We start from the raw sequence: 14624 nt of genomic DNA on the forward strand, positions 1-14624 counted from the left end.
CCTTTTGCTAATTCAGGTCTGTTGTTGTGGCCGTATCCAGAGAGGCATAGCCCTCCGGCAGGTCAATTTCGTAGAACGTATAGGACAGTGTGATGGTATGTACATACTTGCCATCGCGGTCTGTCACAATTTCAGGGTCAACAAAGAAGCTGACCGGCATCTGCACGGTCTCGCCGGGGGCAAGAACCTGTTCCTGAAAGCAGAAACAGTCGATCTTTTCGAAAAACGCACCGGCGGTATAGGGCGTCACATTATAGCTCGCCTGCCCTGCGATGGGGCGGCTTGTGGGGTTATGCGCCTCATAAAAGGCCAGCCCCGTCTCGCCGATCCGCACTTCCATCTCCCGCACCACGGGTTTGAAGTCCCAGGCCATCCCGCTGTTGAGCGTGCCGTCAAACCGCACAGTGATGGTCTGATCAAGGATGTCCTCTGAGGCCGCAGTGGCTGTACCCGGCACGCCACCGAACCCGGTAACACGACAGAACCAGTCGTAAAATGGTACCGACGCCCAGGCAAGGCCACCCATCAACAGCACCACCGAAACAGTCTGCACCACGGTTTTCTTGGGACCCGACATTGCCATCAGTCGCTTGCCCCCTGCTGAGGTGCGCCCGTGTTGACCGGCGCCTGGCTAAAATCAATTTGGGTGATCTTCACAAAGGTCAGCGCCATCACCAGAACCACGAACCCGGCCAACATCAGGCCGACACCGATATTGCGACCCTTGCGACGGCCATGCAATTCATGTTCGGCACGTATGCTCATGCCAGCCCCCATCCACGCAGGCTCGCTTCAATCAGGATCGCGCCGAAATGCAGGAACAGGTAATAAAGCGACAGGCGGAAAAACTTGCGTTCCACCAGATAGCTGTCGGCCTCGGCCTGAACTTCATCCCGGTTCCAGATGCGATATGCCCCCACCAAAAAGAGCGCGTTCAGCACCACAGCGACGGTCAGATAGATATAGCCGCCGACGGCCGTGAACCCGGTGCCGATTGCCAGCACCGCCAACAGCACCGTATAGGCAAGGATATGACGCCGCGTCAACGGGCGACCGTGGGTCACTGTCAGCATCGGTACTTCGGCATCGTCATAGTCCGACCGCATGAAAAGCGCCAAGGCCCAGAAATGCGGCGGCGTCCACATGAAGATCAGCGCGAACATCAACCATGCCTCGACCGAGAAAGTGCCGGTCGCGACGATCCATCCGATCACCGGTGGGAAGGCTCCCGCAGCCCCGCCAATGACGATGTTCTGCGGCGTCAATCGCTTGAGCCACATGGAATAGATCACGATGTAGAAAAAGATCGTAAAGGCCAGCATCGCGGCAGCCAGCAGGTTTGCCGCCAGCGCCAGCATCATTACGCTGAGGCCCGACAAGGCCACACCAAGATACAGCGCCTCGCGCGGTTCAACCTTGCCCGCTGGGATGGGTCGTTTGGCGGTGCGGCGCATTACGGCGTCAATATCCGCGTCCCACCACATATTCAGCGCGCCAGAGGCCCCGGCCCCGATGGCGATGAACAGAATGGACGCAAAGCCGATCACAGGATGCACCGAAGCAGGCGCAGCCAGCATGCCGACAAGGGCCGTGAAAACAACCAATTGCATCACACGCGGCTTCATCAAAGCGAAGTAATCGCCCAGTTCGGCCTCATATTCAGTGGCTGGTGTGTTGGTGACGTCAGTCATCCTTCACGGGTCCTTCGGTTGGCAATGGCGGCTAAAAAGCGCGCGCCCTTTGGTGTGAGAACGGGACCCCGCAGAGGTCCCGATGGTCTGTTATGCGGCCGCGCATTGCGGCGGCGTCTGAGGATCAGTTGGACGCGACCTGCACGTCCGACTTGATACCTGCGTATTCTTCCTTGGCCTTGCCCAGCCATTCGGCATAGGCCTCTTCAGAGACGACCTTGACCGTGATGGGCATATAGGCGTGCGCCTGGCCGCACAGCTCAGAACACTGACCAAAGTAGGTGCCCTCGCGCTCGGCCTTGAACCACAGTTCCGCCAGACGGCCCGGCACCGCGTCCTGCTTCACGCCAAAGGACGGGATCGTCCAGGCGTGGATCACGTCAGAGCCCGTTACCTGCACAACGATGGTCTTGTTCACGGGAATGACGACGGCAGTATCGGTGGCAAGCAGGAACTCATCGCGGGAATAGCCGGCGTCCTCCAGTTTCTTGGCCATCACGTCACTCATCACATGGGCGACGGCGCCTGCGTCTTCTTCCTCGGCGGTCAGGGTTGCGGGTGCGCCGATCATGTAGCTGTCAAACGCAAAACCCTCATCGACATATTCATGGGTCCAGTACCACTGGTTGCCGATGGCCTTGATGGTGATGTCAGCCTGCGGGATTTCCTGCTGGCGGAACAGCACCGGCAGAGAGAACGCACCGATGAACACGAGGATGATGATCGGCACGATGGTCCAGGCGATCTCAACCGGGGTGTTGTGGGTGAAGGTCGCCGCAGTCGGGTTCCGCTTCTTGTTGTAGCGGATGATCACCCAGCCAATAAGCGCCGTCACAAACAGCGTGATCGCGGTGATGATGATCAGAATCAGCCAGTCCAGGCTTTGCAGTGAAACCGCCAGTTCGGTCACGGCCGGCTGAAAGCCGGTTTCGCCGGGCACGGGTTTCCCGATCGATTCAAGACCGTCGATGCGCAGGTTTTCCTGTGCGAACGCGGGCATCGCCGCGATGCCGGTCAGGGCAGCAAGTGGAGTGAGAAGTTTTTTCATAGTGCGTCCTGATCTCGTGACCAAAGGTGGTGCGATTCTGGGTCCGGTCCAGAGAATGCCCTGATCCCGTTGTCTTTGGCATGCTTACAATCATATTCTGAGGCCAAGATAAAGACATCCGATTGCGTCAATGAGACGCGATTTGCCAGATTTCGCCCGTAACCCAAGGATTTCCACCATGAGCAGCCCCGCTTTTTCGCCCTTTGAGGCCAGTCTTGACCGTGAAAGCGCGCTGAAAGTGCTGCGCGCCGCCACAGATGGCGCCGATGACGGTGAACTTTTTCTGGAGCGCCGCAGGTCAGAGGCAATGGTGTTCGATGACGGTCGGCTCAAAACAGCAAGCTATGATGCTTCTGAGGGATTCGGTCTGCGCGCCGTGCGCGGTGAAGTGGCAGGGTACGCCCATTCCACCGACATTTCTCTTCCCGCGCTCACCCGCGCGGCGGAAACGACCCGCCTGGCCGTCGGGGACGGTGGGGGCACTTTGGACGTGGCCCCCGAAGGGACCAACCGGCGGCTTTATACAGATCAGGACCCCATCGAGGGGGCCAGCTTCCCCGTCAAGGTCGAGACCCTGCGCCAGATCGATGCCTTTGTGCGCGATCTGGACCCGCGCGTCGTACAGGTCAGCGCGTCCATCGCCGCCAGTCTTCAAGAGGTTGAGATCCTGCGCCCGGAAGGGACCACCGTGCGGGATGTGCGGCCCATGACGCGGGTCAACGTCTCGGTCATTCTCGATCAGGACGGGCGGCGCGAAAGTGGCAGCGCGGGGGGCGGCGGGCGCATCGGGCTTGATGGCCTCTTGGATCCCGCTGACTGGCAGACCAAGGCGCGCGAGGCCGTTCGGATCGCCACCGTCAATCTTGGTGCGGTGCCAGCGCCTGCCGGTGTCATGGATGTCGTACTTGGCCCTGGCTGGCCCGGCATCCTGCTGCACGAGGCCATCGGCCATGGGCTGGAAGGCGACTTCAACCGCAAAGGCACCAGTGCCTTTGCCGGATTGATGGGCCAGCAGATCGCAGCCAAGGGTGTGACGGTGCTCGATGATGGCACCATCCCCGACAGGCGCGGGTCGATCAGTGTGGACGACGAAGGCACCGCCAGTGCCAAAAACGTGCTGATCGAGGACGGCGTCCTGGTCGGCTACATGCAGGATCGCCAGAACGCCCGCCTCATGGGGGCGAAAAGCACAGGCAACGGCCGCCGCCAGAGCTTCGCACATATACCCATGCCGCGCATGACGAACACTTACATGCTGGGCGGCGACACCGCTCCGGGGGACATCGTGGCGGATCTCAAGGACGGCATCTATGCAGTCGGCTTTGGTGGCGGGCAGGTTGATATCACCAACGGCAAGTTCGTGTTCAGCTGCACCGAGGCCTACCGCGTCCAGAACGGTAAGATCGGCGCACCCGTCAAAGGGGCAACCCTGATCGGTGATGGAGCCACAGCGCTGAGGCAGATCCGCGCCATCGGCGACGATCCGGCGCTTGATCCGGGCATGGGCAATTGCGGCAAGCAGGGGCAATGGGTGCCTGTGGGCGTCGGTCAGCCGACACTGATGATTGGCGGACTGACGGTTGGGGGCGCTGCGGCATGACGAAGACTGGCGAACCCGATATCTGGAAGGCCGCTTTGCGGACAAAGTGAGCATTCGCTGCGTTTGCGCCAATGACTGCTATCCGAAATCGAGAGATGTCAAGGAATGTGGTTTTTGAACGATATCAAAGACCTTGCTCTTCTCAAACTCGGTGGTTGGTTTGATGAGTTACGAGCTAGGTACTGAGGCGGCCTCGCCGCGACTGGCACCGGGAGCGAACCGTCATGCAAACCCTGCTCGAGAGAGGTCGGTGGTGTGGCCTCCAGCGCTCGTCAGAAACCGCCTGTGCGGCACGTTGCGCCAAAAGATGCTCCCTTTTTGAACTTCGCCGAAAGAGCGTTGTGGCGCGTTTAGAATGGCTACAATGAAGGTCACGACCCAAAAGCATCCAACTTTTCCACATCATGCTGGACAGCAGCTGATGCCTTGATCAGATCTTTAGGAAACACTGACAGATCATGGTCGAGACTGCGTCCGATTGTCGTGGGGCGTAGCATTTCTGCGGGCAGTGCCAGAGTATCAGGCAGGTCGAGAAAGCGACGCATACGCTGCCAATTTGGGTCTGGCCGCGCGCACACATCTTCGTAATGCATGACCAGAAAGCGGCCCGGCATATGCCGGGCACCATAGTCGAGCGTGGCACGGTTCGCGACGGTCCAGAAAAGCAACTGACGGATTGGCAGAGAAACATCGGGCGTGTTGGGCAAACCGTAGAGATGGCCCCAGTGCCGCGCTTGCCAGGTATTGGCGCTAAAGGCCATGTCGAGCCCGTTGCGCACCACGTGGATGTAGCGCAGGCCGGCGATGCCTTGATTCAGATGCGGCAGGAAGATGTGGGTATTAGGCTCCTTCCAGCCCCAAGGACCATCACTGGGACCAGAGGCGACGAGCGCGTCGGCATGGAAGGTTTGCGCTCCACAGTGCCACGGCCCTTCTGGGGGCAGATCGGCGCGCAACCTGGTGATCAACGCCGCGTCGTCAGCTGATAGATCGTCTGAAAGTCCCGTGGTCATAGCCCGGCGAAAAAGTCGCACGGCGTTGGCGACGTCGGCGGGATCGGGCTGTGCGCGGGCCCAAGCGGCTTGTTTGAACAACACCGTGAACCAGAGGTTGTCGAGCGGATCATTAAGTGTATTGCCGATATGATACCCGGCGTATTGTAACATGGCGGCAAAGACCCGGGTACCTGAACCGCCCAATCCACCAATGGCGACTGCGGGCGGCAGGATAGATTGGGTTTGGGTCATGGCTGAGCTCTCCTTGATCACTACAGCAGGTAAGGACGCGCCACGTCGGGCAGAGCACCAAAATACAGTGTCTCGTTTGGGGGTGGACTGGCCAAGGGTTTCCCGAAGATCGAGCGGTATTCCTCGTCGAACATTTTGTGCGGGCGCCGGTCAGGGGGCGCGTTGGTGGCCGCCCCACCATGAACTTGGTGGAATACCCCTTCGCCGAGCAATACGATCGAGACGGTGTCTTGATGCGTGGCGGCACGGTTGCGAAACTCATGATTGCAAAGGCCTCCGCCCGGCGAGATGAACGCTGGGTCAAAGCCGCCGATCTTCTCAAAGAAATGCTTTGGTATGCTGAACCAGCTACACTCTACCGGAAAACCGCCAAGAAAGCCGTTCCTTGACGAGGGTGCGATCGTCGAGTTGGCGAAAAGTTGGTAGCCGTCGCGCCGCCAATTGACCTCTGTGAGCAGCTGATCCTCGACGTCCTGGTTATAACCGTGCTGAATCGAGAGCGGCTGAATATCGCGGCCGATGTGCCAGGCCAGCGCACCAATAAAAGGCACTGTGTGCAAAGTCTGTGCCATCAGCGTTTGGCGGATCAACCCGGGTGAGGCCATGCGCGCACCATCCACAATCACCGCCAGCGAGTCACTCCGAGCCATTTTGGCACCGAGATTGACCGCCCCTACCGGCGATACGCTTTCGGTAGCATGGAAGTGGTAGCGGAAATTTTCCCCGTGCTGCGTCACCTCTTTGGGATCAAGGGGGCACGCGGAGCCGTTGTCGATGGCGATGACCTCGTACTCAGCCGAACTCACGCCGCGCTGATAGTTGGAGCTTAAACTATGGAGCGTGCGTGCGGCTTCGCGACGCATATTGTGGAACACGACGACGATGGAAAGCTTCATGCGATGGCTGCCTCTTGTAGCTGCGCATAGAGCGTCGCTGTGTCTGCTGGCAGGGTGATATCAGCGTCGCCCGCTGTCTGATGGCGCAAACCTTCGTCGAAAAACCCAAGTTGATCAGAGGGCGGTGTCAGGCCCAGAGTATTGATCAGGCGCGCAACGTTGGCGCGATAGTGCGCGGGCGAAACGTCAAAGGACAGTATTTGAACGTCATGGATTTGCGCCAACGCGTGCAGACGTTGGTTATACGCAGTCCAGAGCGCTATGCCCTGATCGAGCGGCATTTTGTTACGAGCCTGCAGGGACCGTGCAACCGCGATCGGATGACGCAATGATCCAACAAGCCGCGCCTGAGGCAATACGGCGTGCCAGAAGTCGAATGTGAAAAGGGTGCGCGGATCCTTGAAGCCCCAGACCCGGTCGGTGGGGTAGCCCGTGAGAATCTGGTCACGGGTTTCAGCGAGGCGATCATCCCACGTCAGCGCGCCATGAGGTGGCGCGTTCCAAGCCGCGCCAAAACCACTTAGGACGGCATCGTTCAGGGCCATCACTTCGGGATTTTCACGGTTCCCCTTGGCGTTGTGTGCGGACTGACGTTTGACATTGCCCAGCCAGACACCGGCATCTTCCAATACCCCGGCCAAACAACTGGTACCGCTGCGGTGCATACCGAGAATGAGGAGGGGAGAAGATGTCATTGAAGGCCCTTTTTGCAGAATGATTTCTTCTTTGTCTACGGTACTCAAATCGATGCAACTATAACTCATTTAGCGGTCTTCACGATTTTCCGATGGTCAGCGATTAACTTAGCGATGATTGAAAGACATGCATCTGTCGTCCTAAGCCTCTCTTTTTGAGAACGGTAGAAAATGCTGGTCTTCCGCCACCACAAACCCCGTTCAAAACTCAAGTGGTCGTTGAAGGTTTTTGTCTCCACCATCAATAGCGGACATCGTTGCGGCATGTAGAATGTATCACTCTGGGCTCGTACCGGGCCTCAAAGCCAACGGGAGGGGAAACCACCGAACTCTGCGGCTGTGGCAAATGCGCTGAGTAGAGGATTCATTCCCTATTAACCAACCGCTCCTATACCTGATTCTGCAACGGACGGAGATCAGGGATGACTTTCAGGGAACTATTTCCTTCTTCCACTCACCCCCCACTCCCACCCACCCCGGAAGATGAACGGTTTGCCCGTCTTCGTCTGTTGCGCTCGCGCCGGGTCGGTGTCTCGACGTATAAACGACTGCTGACTGAATACGGCACTGCGCAGAACGCGCTGGCCGCGCTGCCCGAGGTGGCGCGCGCCGCGGGCGTTTCAGGCTATACCCCCTGCCCCGAAGGGGTGATCCACGCAGAGCTGAAGGCCGCACAGGCCGCCGGAGCCGTGCTTTTGATGAAAGGCGATGCGCCCTATCCCGACAGCCTGGCAGAGATTGACGATGCACCACCCTTTCTGTGGGCGCTTGGCGCTACTGATCTATTGGCGCGACCGATGATATCGCTTGTCGGCGCCCGCAACGCATCGTCTTTGGGTACGCGTATGGCCAAGGCACTGGCACGCGAACTGGGTGCAGAAGGGTATGTCATCGTCTCTGGGCTTGCGCGCGGCGTCGACGCGGCCGCACATCTTGCCGCATTGCCTACCGGGACCATTGCCGTACAGGCTGGCGGCATCGACGTGATGTACCCGGCTGAAAACACCGGGCTGGCCGAAGATATCGCCAAAACAGGTCTGCGTCTTTCCGAACAGCCCATGGGCCTGCAGCCCATGGCGCGGCATTTCCCAAGCCGCAATCGCATCATCTCGGGCTTGTCAAAGGGCACGATTGTGGTTGAGGCCGCCGCAAAATCCGGCAGCCTGATCACCGCGCGCGACGCTCTGGATCAGGGCCGCGAGGTGCTCAGCGTACCGGGGCACCCCTTCGATGCGCGCGCCGCAGGGTGCAACATGCTGATCCGTGATGGCGCCGCACTTGTCCGGTCTGCTGCCGATGTGCTTGAAGTCATGCAACCGCACCTGCCGCGCGCTGATGCGCAGAAGCCCACGGCGGCGCCTGTCGCACGTCCCCCCCGGTCCTTGCCGCAAACCGCAAGACTGCACGCCCAGATCCTCTCGCGTCTGGGTCCTTCCCCCCTTGCCGAAGATCAGCTGATCCGCGATCTTAACGCCCCTCCCGCCGATGTGGCCCCGGTCCTGATCGATCTTGAACTTGACGGGCAAATCGCCCGCCGTCCGGGCGGCCTGCTGACGCGCATAGTCTGACGGACGGGCCCGGCGCAGCGCGCAGGCAAGGTGCTTTAGGCCGCCGCATCGTGGCCGCCGCAAGGCACGAACCCGGCGCTTGCCCTGCCGCTGCGTCGCCTCAAGCCCCGCAATCCCGCAGCGACAATAAACACGTCTGAATTCCACACTGCGCGACATCGGCGCATTGACAAACTGCCTTGTGATCCCACATGTGACATCGCAATGCCCGATCGCCAAATTCATTCAAGGTGCCTCATTTCATGCCAGTAGTTGTTGTCGAATCCCCGGCCAAAGCCAAAACGATCAACAAATATCTGGGAAATGACTTTACCGTTCTGGCGTCTTATGGCCACGTCCGGGACCTGCCGCCAAAAGACGGCTCGGTCGATCCCGAAAACGACTTCGACATGAAGTGGGAAGTCGCCAGTACCTCCAAGAAACATGTCAAAGCAATCGCTGACGCGCTCAAGGATGACAACGCGCTGATCCTCGCCACGGACCCTGACCGTGAAGGCGAAGCAATCAGTTGGCACCTGCAAGAGGCCCTGACCAACCGCAAATCCATCAAGAAGGACACGCCCGTCAGCCGCGTCGTATTCAACCAGATTACCAAAAAGGCCGTGACCGAAGCGATGGAGAACCCGCGCCAGGTCGATATGCCCCTTGTTGAGGCCTACCTCGCGCGCCGCGCGCTGGATTATCTGGTTGGGTTCAACCTCAGCCCCGTCCTGTGGCGCAAACTGCCCGGTGCAAAATCTGCAGGCCGCGTGCAATCCGTTACCCTGCGCCTGATCGTTGAGCGCGAGATGGAGATCGAGGCGTTTCGCGCCCGCGAATACTGGTCCGTCAAGGCGCTTCTTGCCACTCCGCGCGGTCAAGAATTCGAGGCACGGCTGGTCACGCTTGCGGGCAAGAAACTGGACAAATTCGATCTGGGCAATGCTACGCAGGCAGAAATGGCGGTGCAGGCGATCACCAGCCGCGATCTGACGGTCTCCAGCGTCGAGGCCAAGCCGGCAACGCGCAATCCGTCTGCACCCTTCATGACATCGACGCTGCAGCAAGAGGCGTCCCGCAAGTTTGGCATGGGCGCGCGCGCCACCATGTCCACCGCGCAGCGCCTGTATGAGGCGGGCCACATTACCTACATGCGTACCGACGGCATCGATATGGCCCCCGAGGCCGTTCAGATGGCACGCGACGCAATCAAGGACCGGTATGGTGCGGAGTACGTGCCCGGCGAACCGCGGGTCTACAAAAACAAGGCCAAGAATGCGCAGGAAGCGCATGAATGTATCCGCCCCACGGATATGACCAAGGACGCGGCCTCGCTCAAATCACTCGAGCCCGACCAGCGCAAACTCTACGATCTGATCTGGAAGCGCACGCTTGCCTGCCAGATGGCCTCGGCCCGGCTGGAGCGGACGACCGTCGAGATCAGCAGCAAAGACGCACAGGTCGGCCTGCGCGCCAATGGTCAGGTCATCCTGTTTGACGGCTTTCTCAAGGTCTATGAAGAAGGCCGCGATGATGTTGTGGTCGATGACGACGACAAGCGTTTGCCGCAGATCACTCAGGGCGACGCGATGGACAAACGCGCGGTCACGCCTGAGCAGCACTTCACCCAACCGCCCCCCCGCTACACCGAAGCAACTCTGGTCAAAAGGATGGAAGAACTGGGCATTGGCCGCCCGTCGACCTACGCCAGCATCGTCACCACCATCCAGGACCGCGAATATGTGCGCAAGGAGGGCAACCGACTGATCCCCGAGGACAAGGGCCGGCTGGTGACGGCCTTCCTCGAAAACTACTTTCGCAAATATGTAGGCTACGACTTTACGGCCGGGCTGGAAGACCAGCTTGATCAGATTTCCGCCGCGGATGCCGACTATAAAGTTGTGCTAAGCCGCTTCTGGCGCGATTTCTCCGCCGCGATCGCCGAAACGTCTGACCTGCGCATTACCGAGGTGCTCGAAAAGATCAACGAGGTGCTGGAGCCACATCTGTTCCCGCCAACCGAAGACGGTAGTGATCCGCGTCTTTGCCCCCATTGTGGAGCAGGTAAGCTGTCGATGCGCACCGCGCGCTCTGGCGGGGCCTTCATCGGATGCTCAAACTATCCCGAATGTCGCTACACGCGTCCCTTCGGCCCCCCCGACCCGGAGGCCGAGGCCTCAGCCATCCCTCCAGACGGCAAGCTGCTGGGCGAGGATCAGGGTGACGAGATCCGCGTCTTCAAGGGCCGCTTTGGCCCCTATGTCCAGCGCGGGCCGGTAACGGAAGAAAACAAGAAACCCCCGCGCCAGTCGGTCCCCAAGGACTGGCCCGCCGAAGAGCTCGAGCTCGACCGGGCCCTGATGTTGCTGTCCCTGCCGCGCCAGATCGGCCCGCACCCCGAAGACGGCATCATGGTATGGTCCAACATCGGGCGCTATGGCCCCTACATTAAACACGCCGAAAGCACCTCTGATCGCGGTGGCACCAACGCCAATCTGGAAAGCCTGGATGAGGTGTTTACGGTGGGTATGAACCGCGCCGTGCAGCTTTTGGCTGAAAAAGTCGCCAGCAGGGGCGGTCGTGGCAAAGCCGCCAAACCGATCCGCGAGCTGGGCGATCACCCCGAGGCAGGAGGCGCCGTCAACATCATGGATGGCAAATACGGGCCTTACGTGAAATGGGAAAAGATCAACGCGACCATCCCAGACACGATCAGCCCCGAAGAGCTTACAATGGCGCAGGCCGTCGATCTGATTGACGAACGCGCCGCCAAGTCTGGCAAAAAGGTCACCAAGAAAAAGGCCGCGCCCAAAAAGAAAGCGGCCCCCAAAAAGAAGCCCACCGCCAAGAAATAGGCGGGCCTCAGCCCTCGGTTTTTTGCAGCGTCTCCACGTGTGTGGCGACTTTGCCCATCAGGGCAATCAGCATGTCCTGCTCGGATGCCGTCAGGGCAGACAGAAACACCCCCATGTTCTGGATGTCCTGTGCGTGGATCGTCTGCGCGATCTCAAGCCCCTTGTCGCTAAGCGCAATGTCATAGGCGCGCCGGTCGGTCTTTGACTGCGTGCGCTCTATCAGCCCGCGCGATTTCAGCCGCGCAATCACGCTGCTGGCGGTGGTGGGCGCGATCCCGATCTGCTCTGCCGCGTCAGAGGCGCGCAGGCTGCCCTGCTCGCGCAGCAATCCCAAAAGGTGGAAATCCAGCGCGTTGAAGCGGATGACATGCTGATGCTCCGGCGCGGTACGCTCGCTTACCAGCATCACGTGCATCAGTTGACGGACACTGTCTAGAAGGCGGGTCTCGCGGCTCATGAGTGGTTTTTCGCCAATCCCTCTTGAACACGCAAGGGGGAACCCCATTTACTACGATATTCGTATTAAGTACTGCGAACTTCGCATCAAAAGGAGCCCACCATGTCCAGAATGTCCAGATCCATCGCCCTTGTCACCGCGCTGAGCTTTTCGGGGGCCGCCGCTTTCTGGGTCACGACCGCGCAGGCGGAAAAGCCGAGCCCCGCTGCCCTCACCGCCCCGCCGCCTGTCGCCAAGGAAAGCCTTTATCAGTCAAACCGGGTGACATCCGCCCTGCCCGGCACCCCCAATGAGGTCCGCGCGTTTTTTGATGCCAACCCAATCGTTGATTTTCTGACCCCGACAGATGCGATCCCCGCAATCACCGGCATCACCTATCTGACCGGCGACTGGCCAGAGGTCGGCGCGCAGCGCCGCGTGAACCTTGACGGCGGATATTCTGTGCTGGAGCGGGTGCTGGTAAACACGCCCTCGCAGTTCACCTATCAGATCTGGGAGATCACCGCCCCCGCCGGCCGCTTCATCGATCACATCAAGGGAGAATTCCGTTATCTCGACCAGACGGACGGCGGCACCGAGGTGGTGTGGGATTACAACGTCAAACCAGCAGCGTTCTTTGCCCGGCCCTTCATTCGTCAGTACCTCGACAATGATTTCGGGCCCTTCATGGCCGCTGGCATGACCGGCATCTCGGAGGCCTATCGCACCCGCTGAACGAATGCTGGCGCCCCCTTCAGGCGAAGGATTTGACAGTGCCGCGCTGCGGCGTCACAACAGGTCCGACACATTTCTGACCTGCAAGGGGGACACAACCCATGAACAAGATTTACGGCTCTGCCGCCGAGGCGCTCGACGGGGTCCTGTCGGATGGCATGCTGATCGCAGCAGGCGGCTTTGGCCTGTGCGGCATTCCCGAATTGCTGCTTCAGGCGATCAAGGATGCGGGCACGAAAAACCTGACCTTCGCGTCCAATAACGCAGGCGTGGATGATTTCGGCATCGGCATCCTGCTGCAGACCAAGCAGGTCAAAAAGATGATCAGCTCTTATGTCGGCGAAAACGCCGAATTCATGCGGCAGTATTTGTCTGGTGAGCTGGAGCTGGAATTCAACCCCCAAGGTACTCTGGCAGAGCGCATGCGCGCCGCAGGCTGCGGCATCCCCGGCTTTTACACAAAAACCGGCGTCGGCACTGTGATTGCGGACGGCAAGGAAGTGAAGCAATTCAACGGAGAGGATTATATCCTCGAAGAAGGCATCTTTGCCGATCTCAGCATCGTCAAGGCGTGGAAGGCGGACGACACGGGCAACCTCGTGTTCCGCAAAACCGCCCGCAACTTCAACCCGCCCGCCGCCATGTGCGGCAAGATCTGCGTGGCGGAAGTGGAAGAGATCGTCCCGCGCGGATCGCTTGACCCCGACGGGATCCACCTGCCCGGCATCTATGTGCACCGCATCGTACAGGGCGAGCACGAAAAGCGGATCGAACAACGGACGACCAGAACGCGGGAGAACGCATAATGTGGGATCGCAACCAGATGGCGGCACGCGCCGCAGAAGAACTCGAAGATGGCATGTATGTGAACCTCGGCATCGGCATCCCGACGCTGGTGGCCAACTACGTCGGCGACAAGGACATCACCCTACAGTCTGAGAACGGCATGCTGGGCATGGGCCCCTTCCCCTTTGAGGGCGAAGAAGATCCCGACCTCATCAATGCGGGCAAGCAGACAATCACCGAGCTCAGCCGCACCGCTTACTTTGATAGCGCCCAGAGCTTTGGCATGATCCGTGGCGGCAAGATCGCCGCGGCAATTCTCGGGGCCATGGAAGTGGCCGAAAACGGTGATCTGGCCAACTGGATGATCCCGGGCAAGCTGGTCAAGGGCATGGGCGGTGCGATGGACCTCGTCGCGGGCGTCGGCCGCGTCATCGTCGTGATGGATCACACAAACAAGCATGGCGACAGCAAGGTGCTGCCGGAATGCACGCTTCCGCTCACGGGCAAGGGCGTGGTGGACCGGATCATCACCAACCTTGGTGTGCTGGACGTGGTCGAGGGCGGTCTGCGGATCGTCGAATGCGCAGATGGCGTGACAGAGGACGAATTGCGCGCAGCAACCGAAGCCACCCTTGTCTGATCCACAGATCACCCATCGGCTTGAGGGCTCAAAGGGACAATATGTTCTAAGCCAGAATGGCGCAGAGGCCGTGCTGACCTATTCCAAGCTCGGTGAACATCAGGTCATCGCGGACCACACGGAAGTGCCCGAAACCCTCAGCGGTACGGGCGCAGGCCTCAAACTGGTCGAACGGCTGGTATCGGACGCCCGCGCGCAGGGCTTTCGCATTGTGCCGCTTTGCCCGTTCGTGAATGCCATGCGGCGCAAACATCCTGAATGGGCGGATGCTTTCAACGTCTGACGGCACTATGCCCCTCTAGCCGCGCAAGTGGAACAGAGGTCGAATTTGAGTTTAAGAGAAAGATGAAGGACAGGGCGCCGCACTTCATCTTTCAAAATAAACTCAAGTTCCCACCCTTGCGACGACCGCTGACTTAGAACGTCGTACACCCGGCCAGCGGGGCCA

Annotated in this window: 15 protein-coding genes; 7 read left to right on the forward strand and 8 right to left on the reverse strand. The window is 59.8% G+C overall.

All coding sequences use genetic code 11. The features are described from left to right. Positions 1–7: 7 nt before the first annotated feature. From H9Q16_RS07815 to coxB, 4 genes are all read right to left on the reverse strand, one after another. A complete protein-coding gene (locus H9Q16_RS07815) occupies positions 8–583 on the reverse strand; it encodes a cytochrome c oxidase assembly protein (protein ID WP_191074755.1) in 576 nt (191 codons plus the stop codon). Beyond that, positions 583–765 (reverse strand): cytochrome C oxidase assembly protein, encoded by a 183-nt coding sequence (locus H9Q16_RS07820; protein ID WP_191074756.1) that lies wholly within the window; start codon positions 763–765, stop codon positions 583–585. Before H9Q16_RS07820 ends, H9Q16_RS07815 begins: the two co-directional genes overlap by 1 nt. Then, on the reverse strand, positions 762–1691 hold the full coding sequence (gene cyoE, locus H9Q16_RS07825; RefSeq protein WP_191074757.1) for a heme o synthase: 930 nt from the start codon (positions 1689–1691) through the stop codon (positions 762–764). The genes H9Q16_RS07820 and cyoE overlap by 4 nt, the downstream gene beginning before the upstream one ends. Positions 1692–1815: 124 nt before the next feature. Next, entirely contained in the window at positions 1816–2739 is a 924-nt protein-coding gene (coxB, locus tag H9Q16_RS07830; protein ID WP_191074758.1) for a cytochrome c oxidase subunit II, read from the reverse strand. A 178-nt stretch (positions 2740–2917) separates the two neighbouring features. Here coxB and tldD point away from each other — a divergent pair, with 178 nt between their 5' ends. Next, positions 2918–4339, forward strand: coding sequence for a metalloprotease TldD (tldD, locus tag H9Q16_RS07835; RefSeq protein WP_191074759.1), 1422 nt, complete (start codon positions 2918–2920; stop codon positions 4337–4339). Positions 4340–4710: 371 nt separating this feature from the next. Here tldD and H9Q16_RS07840 read toward each other — a convergent pair whose 3' ends face one another. The 3 genes from H9Q16_RS07840 to H9Q16_RS07850 are packed head-to-tail and all read right to left on the reverse strand — an operon-like array spanning position 4711 to position 7177. Further along, positions 4711–5586 (reverse strand): sulfotransferase, encoded by an 876-nt coding sequence (locus H9Q16_RS07840; protein WP_191074760.1) that lies wholly within the window; start codon positions 5584–5586, stop codon positions 4711–4713. Positions 5587–5606: 20 nt separating this feature from the next. After that, complete coding sequence (locus tag H9Q16_RS07845; RefSeq protein ID WP_191074761.1) at positions 5607–6482, reverse strand: glycosyltransferase family 2 protein; 876 nt, start codon at positions 6480–6482, stop codon at positions 5607–5609. Next, on the reverse strand, positions 6479–7177 hold the full coding sequence (locus H9Q16_RS07850; protein ID WP_191074762.1) for a sulfotransferase: 699 nt from the start codon (positions 7175–7177) through the stop codon (positions 6479–6481). Before H9Q16_RS07850 ends, H9Q16_RS07845 begins: the two co-directional genes overlap by 4 nt. 422 nt (positions 7178–7599) lie before the next feature. Here H9Q16_RS07850 and dprA point away from each other — a divergent pair, with 422 nt between their 5' ends. Then, a complete protein-coding gene (gene dprA / locus H9Q16_RS07855; RefSeq protein WP_191074763.1) occupies positions 7600–8745 on the forward strand; it encodes a DNA-processing protein DprA in 1146 nt (381 codons plus the stop codon). A 242-nt stretch (positions 8746–8987) separates the two neighbouring features. Continuing rightward, the gene (gene topA, locus H9Q16_RS07860) at positions 8988–11579 is read left to right on the forward strand and encodes a type I DNA topoisomerase (RefSeq protein ID WP_191074764.1); all 2592 of its coding nucleotides are present in this window, start codon (positions 8988–8990) and stop codon (positions 11577–11579) included. A 7-nt stretch (positions 11580–11586) separates the two neighbouring features. Here the strand turns inward: topA and H9Q16_RS07865 are convergent, their stop codons facing one another. After that, the gene (locus tag H9Q16_RS07865; RefSeq protein ID WP_191074765.1) at positions 11587–12036 is read right to left on the reverse strand and encodes a MarR family winged helix-turn-helix transcriptional regulator; all 450 of its coding nucleotides are present in this window, start codon (positions 12034–12036) and stop codon (positions 11587–11589) included. Between the two features lie 102 nt (positions 12037–12138). Between H9Q16_RS07865 and H9Q16_RS07870 the strand changes: the two genes are divergently transcribed. From H9Q16_RS07870 to H9Q16_RS07885, 4 genes are all read left to right on the forward strand, one after another. Next, the gene (locus tag H9Q16_RS07870) at positions 12139–12750 is read left to right on the forward strand and encodes an SRPBCC family protein (protein ID WP_191074766.1); all 612 of its coding nucleotides are present in this window, start codon (positions 12139–12141) and stop codon (positions 12748–12750) included. 101 nt (positions 12751–12851) lie between these two features. After that, on the forward strand, positions 12852–13556 hold the full coding sequence (locus tag H9Q16_RS07875) for a CoA transferase subunit A (protein ID WP_191074767.1): 705 nt from the start codon (positions 12852–12854) through the stop codon (positions 13554–13556). Then, positions 13553–14176 carry a CoA transferase subunit B gene (locus tag H9Q16_RS07880; protein WP_343067822.1) on the forward strand — a complete coding sequence of 208 codons (624 nt, stop codon included), beginning with the start codon at positions 13553–13555 and terminating at the stop codon, positions 14174–14176. Before H9Q16_RS07875 ends, H9Q16_RS07880 begins: the two co-directional genes overlap by 4 nt. Further along, positions 14169–14459, forward strand: coding sequence for a GNAT family N-acetyltransferase (locus H9Q16_RS07885; protein WP_191074769.1), 291 nt, complete (start codon positions 14169–14171; stop codon positions 14457–14459). Before H9Q16_RS07880 ends, H9Q16_RS07885 begins: the two co-directional genes overlap by 8 nt. Positions 14460–14624 lie beyond the last annotated feature (165 nt).

The organism is Sulfitobacter aestuariivivens, assembly GCF_014763045.1.
Lineage (GTDB): Bacteria > Pseudomonadota > Alphaproteobacteria > Rhodobacterales > Rhodobacteraceae > Sulfitobacter > Sulfitobacter aestuariivivens.

Coding starts and splice junctions, on each gene's coding strand:
- H9Q16_RS07815 (WP_191074755.1), bottom strand. CDS start 583: ATGGCAATGTCGGGTCCCAAGAAAACCGTGGTGCAGACTGTTTCGGTG.
- H9Q16_RS07820 (WP_191074756.1), bottom strand. CDS start 765: ATGAGCATACGTGCCGAACATGAATTGCATGGCCGTCGCAAGGGTCGC.
- cyoE (WP_191074757.1), bottom strand. CDS start 1,691: ATGACTGACGTCACCAACACACCAGCCACTGAATATGAGGCCGAACTG.
- coxB (WP_191074758.1), bottom strand. CDS start 2,739: ATGAAAAAACTTCTCACTCCACTTGCTGCCCTGACCGGCATCGCGGCG.
- tldD (WP_191074759.1), top strand. CDS start 2,918: ATGAGCAGCCCCGCTTTTTCGCCCTTTGAGGCCAGTCTTGACCGTGAA.
- H9Q16_RS07840 (WP_191074760.1), bottom strand. CDS start 5,586: ATGACCCAAACCCAATCTATCCTGCCGCCCGCAGTCGCCATTGGTGGA.
- H9Q16_RS07845 (WP_191074761.1), bottom strand. CDS start 6,482: ATGAAGCTTTCCATCGTCGTCGTGTTCCACAATATGCGTCGCGAAGCC.
- H9Q16_RS07850 (WP_191074762.1), bottom strand. CDS start 7,177: ATGACATCTTCTCCCCTCCTCATTCTCGGTATGCACCGCAGCGGTACC.
- dprA (WP_191074763.1), top strand. CDS start 7,600: ATGACTTTCAGGGAACTATTTCCTTCTTCCACTCACCCCCCACTCCCA.
- topA (WP_191074764.1), top strand. CDS start 8,988: ATGCCAGTAGTTGTTGTCGAATCCCCGGCCAAAGCCAAAACGATCAAC.
- H9Q16_RS07865 (WP_191074765.1), bottom strand. CDS start 12,036: ATGAGCCGCGAGACCCGCCTTCTAGACAGTGTCCGTCAACTGATGCAC.
- H9Q16_RS07870 (WP_191074766.1), top strand. CDS start 12,139: ATGTCCAGAATGTCCAGATCCATCGCCCTTGTCACCGCGCTGAGCTTT.
- H9Q16_RS07875 (WP_191074767.1), top strand. CDS start 12,852: ATGAACAAGATTTACGGCTCTGCCGCCGAGGCGCTCGACGGGGTCCTG.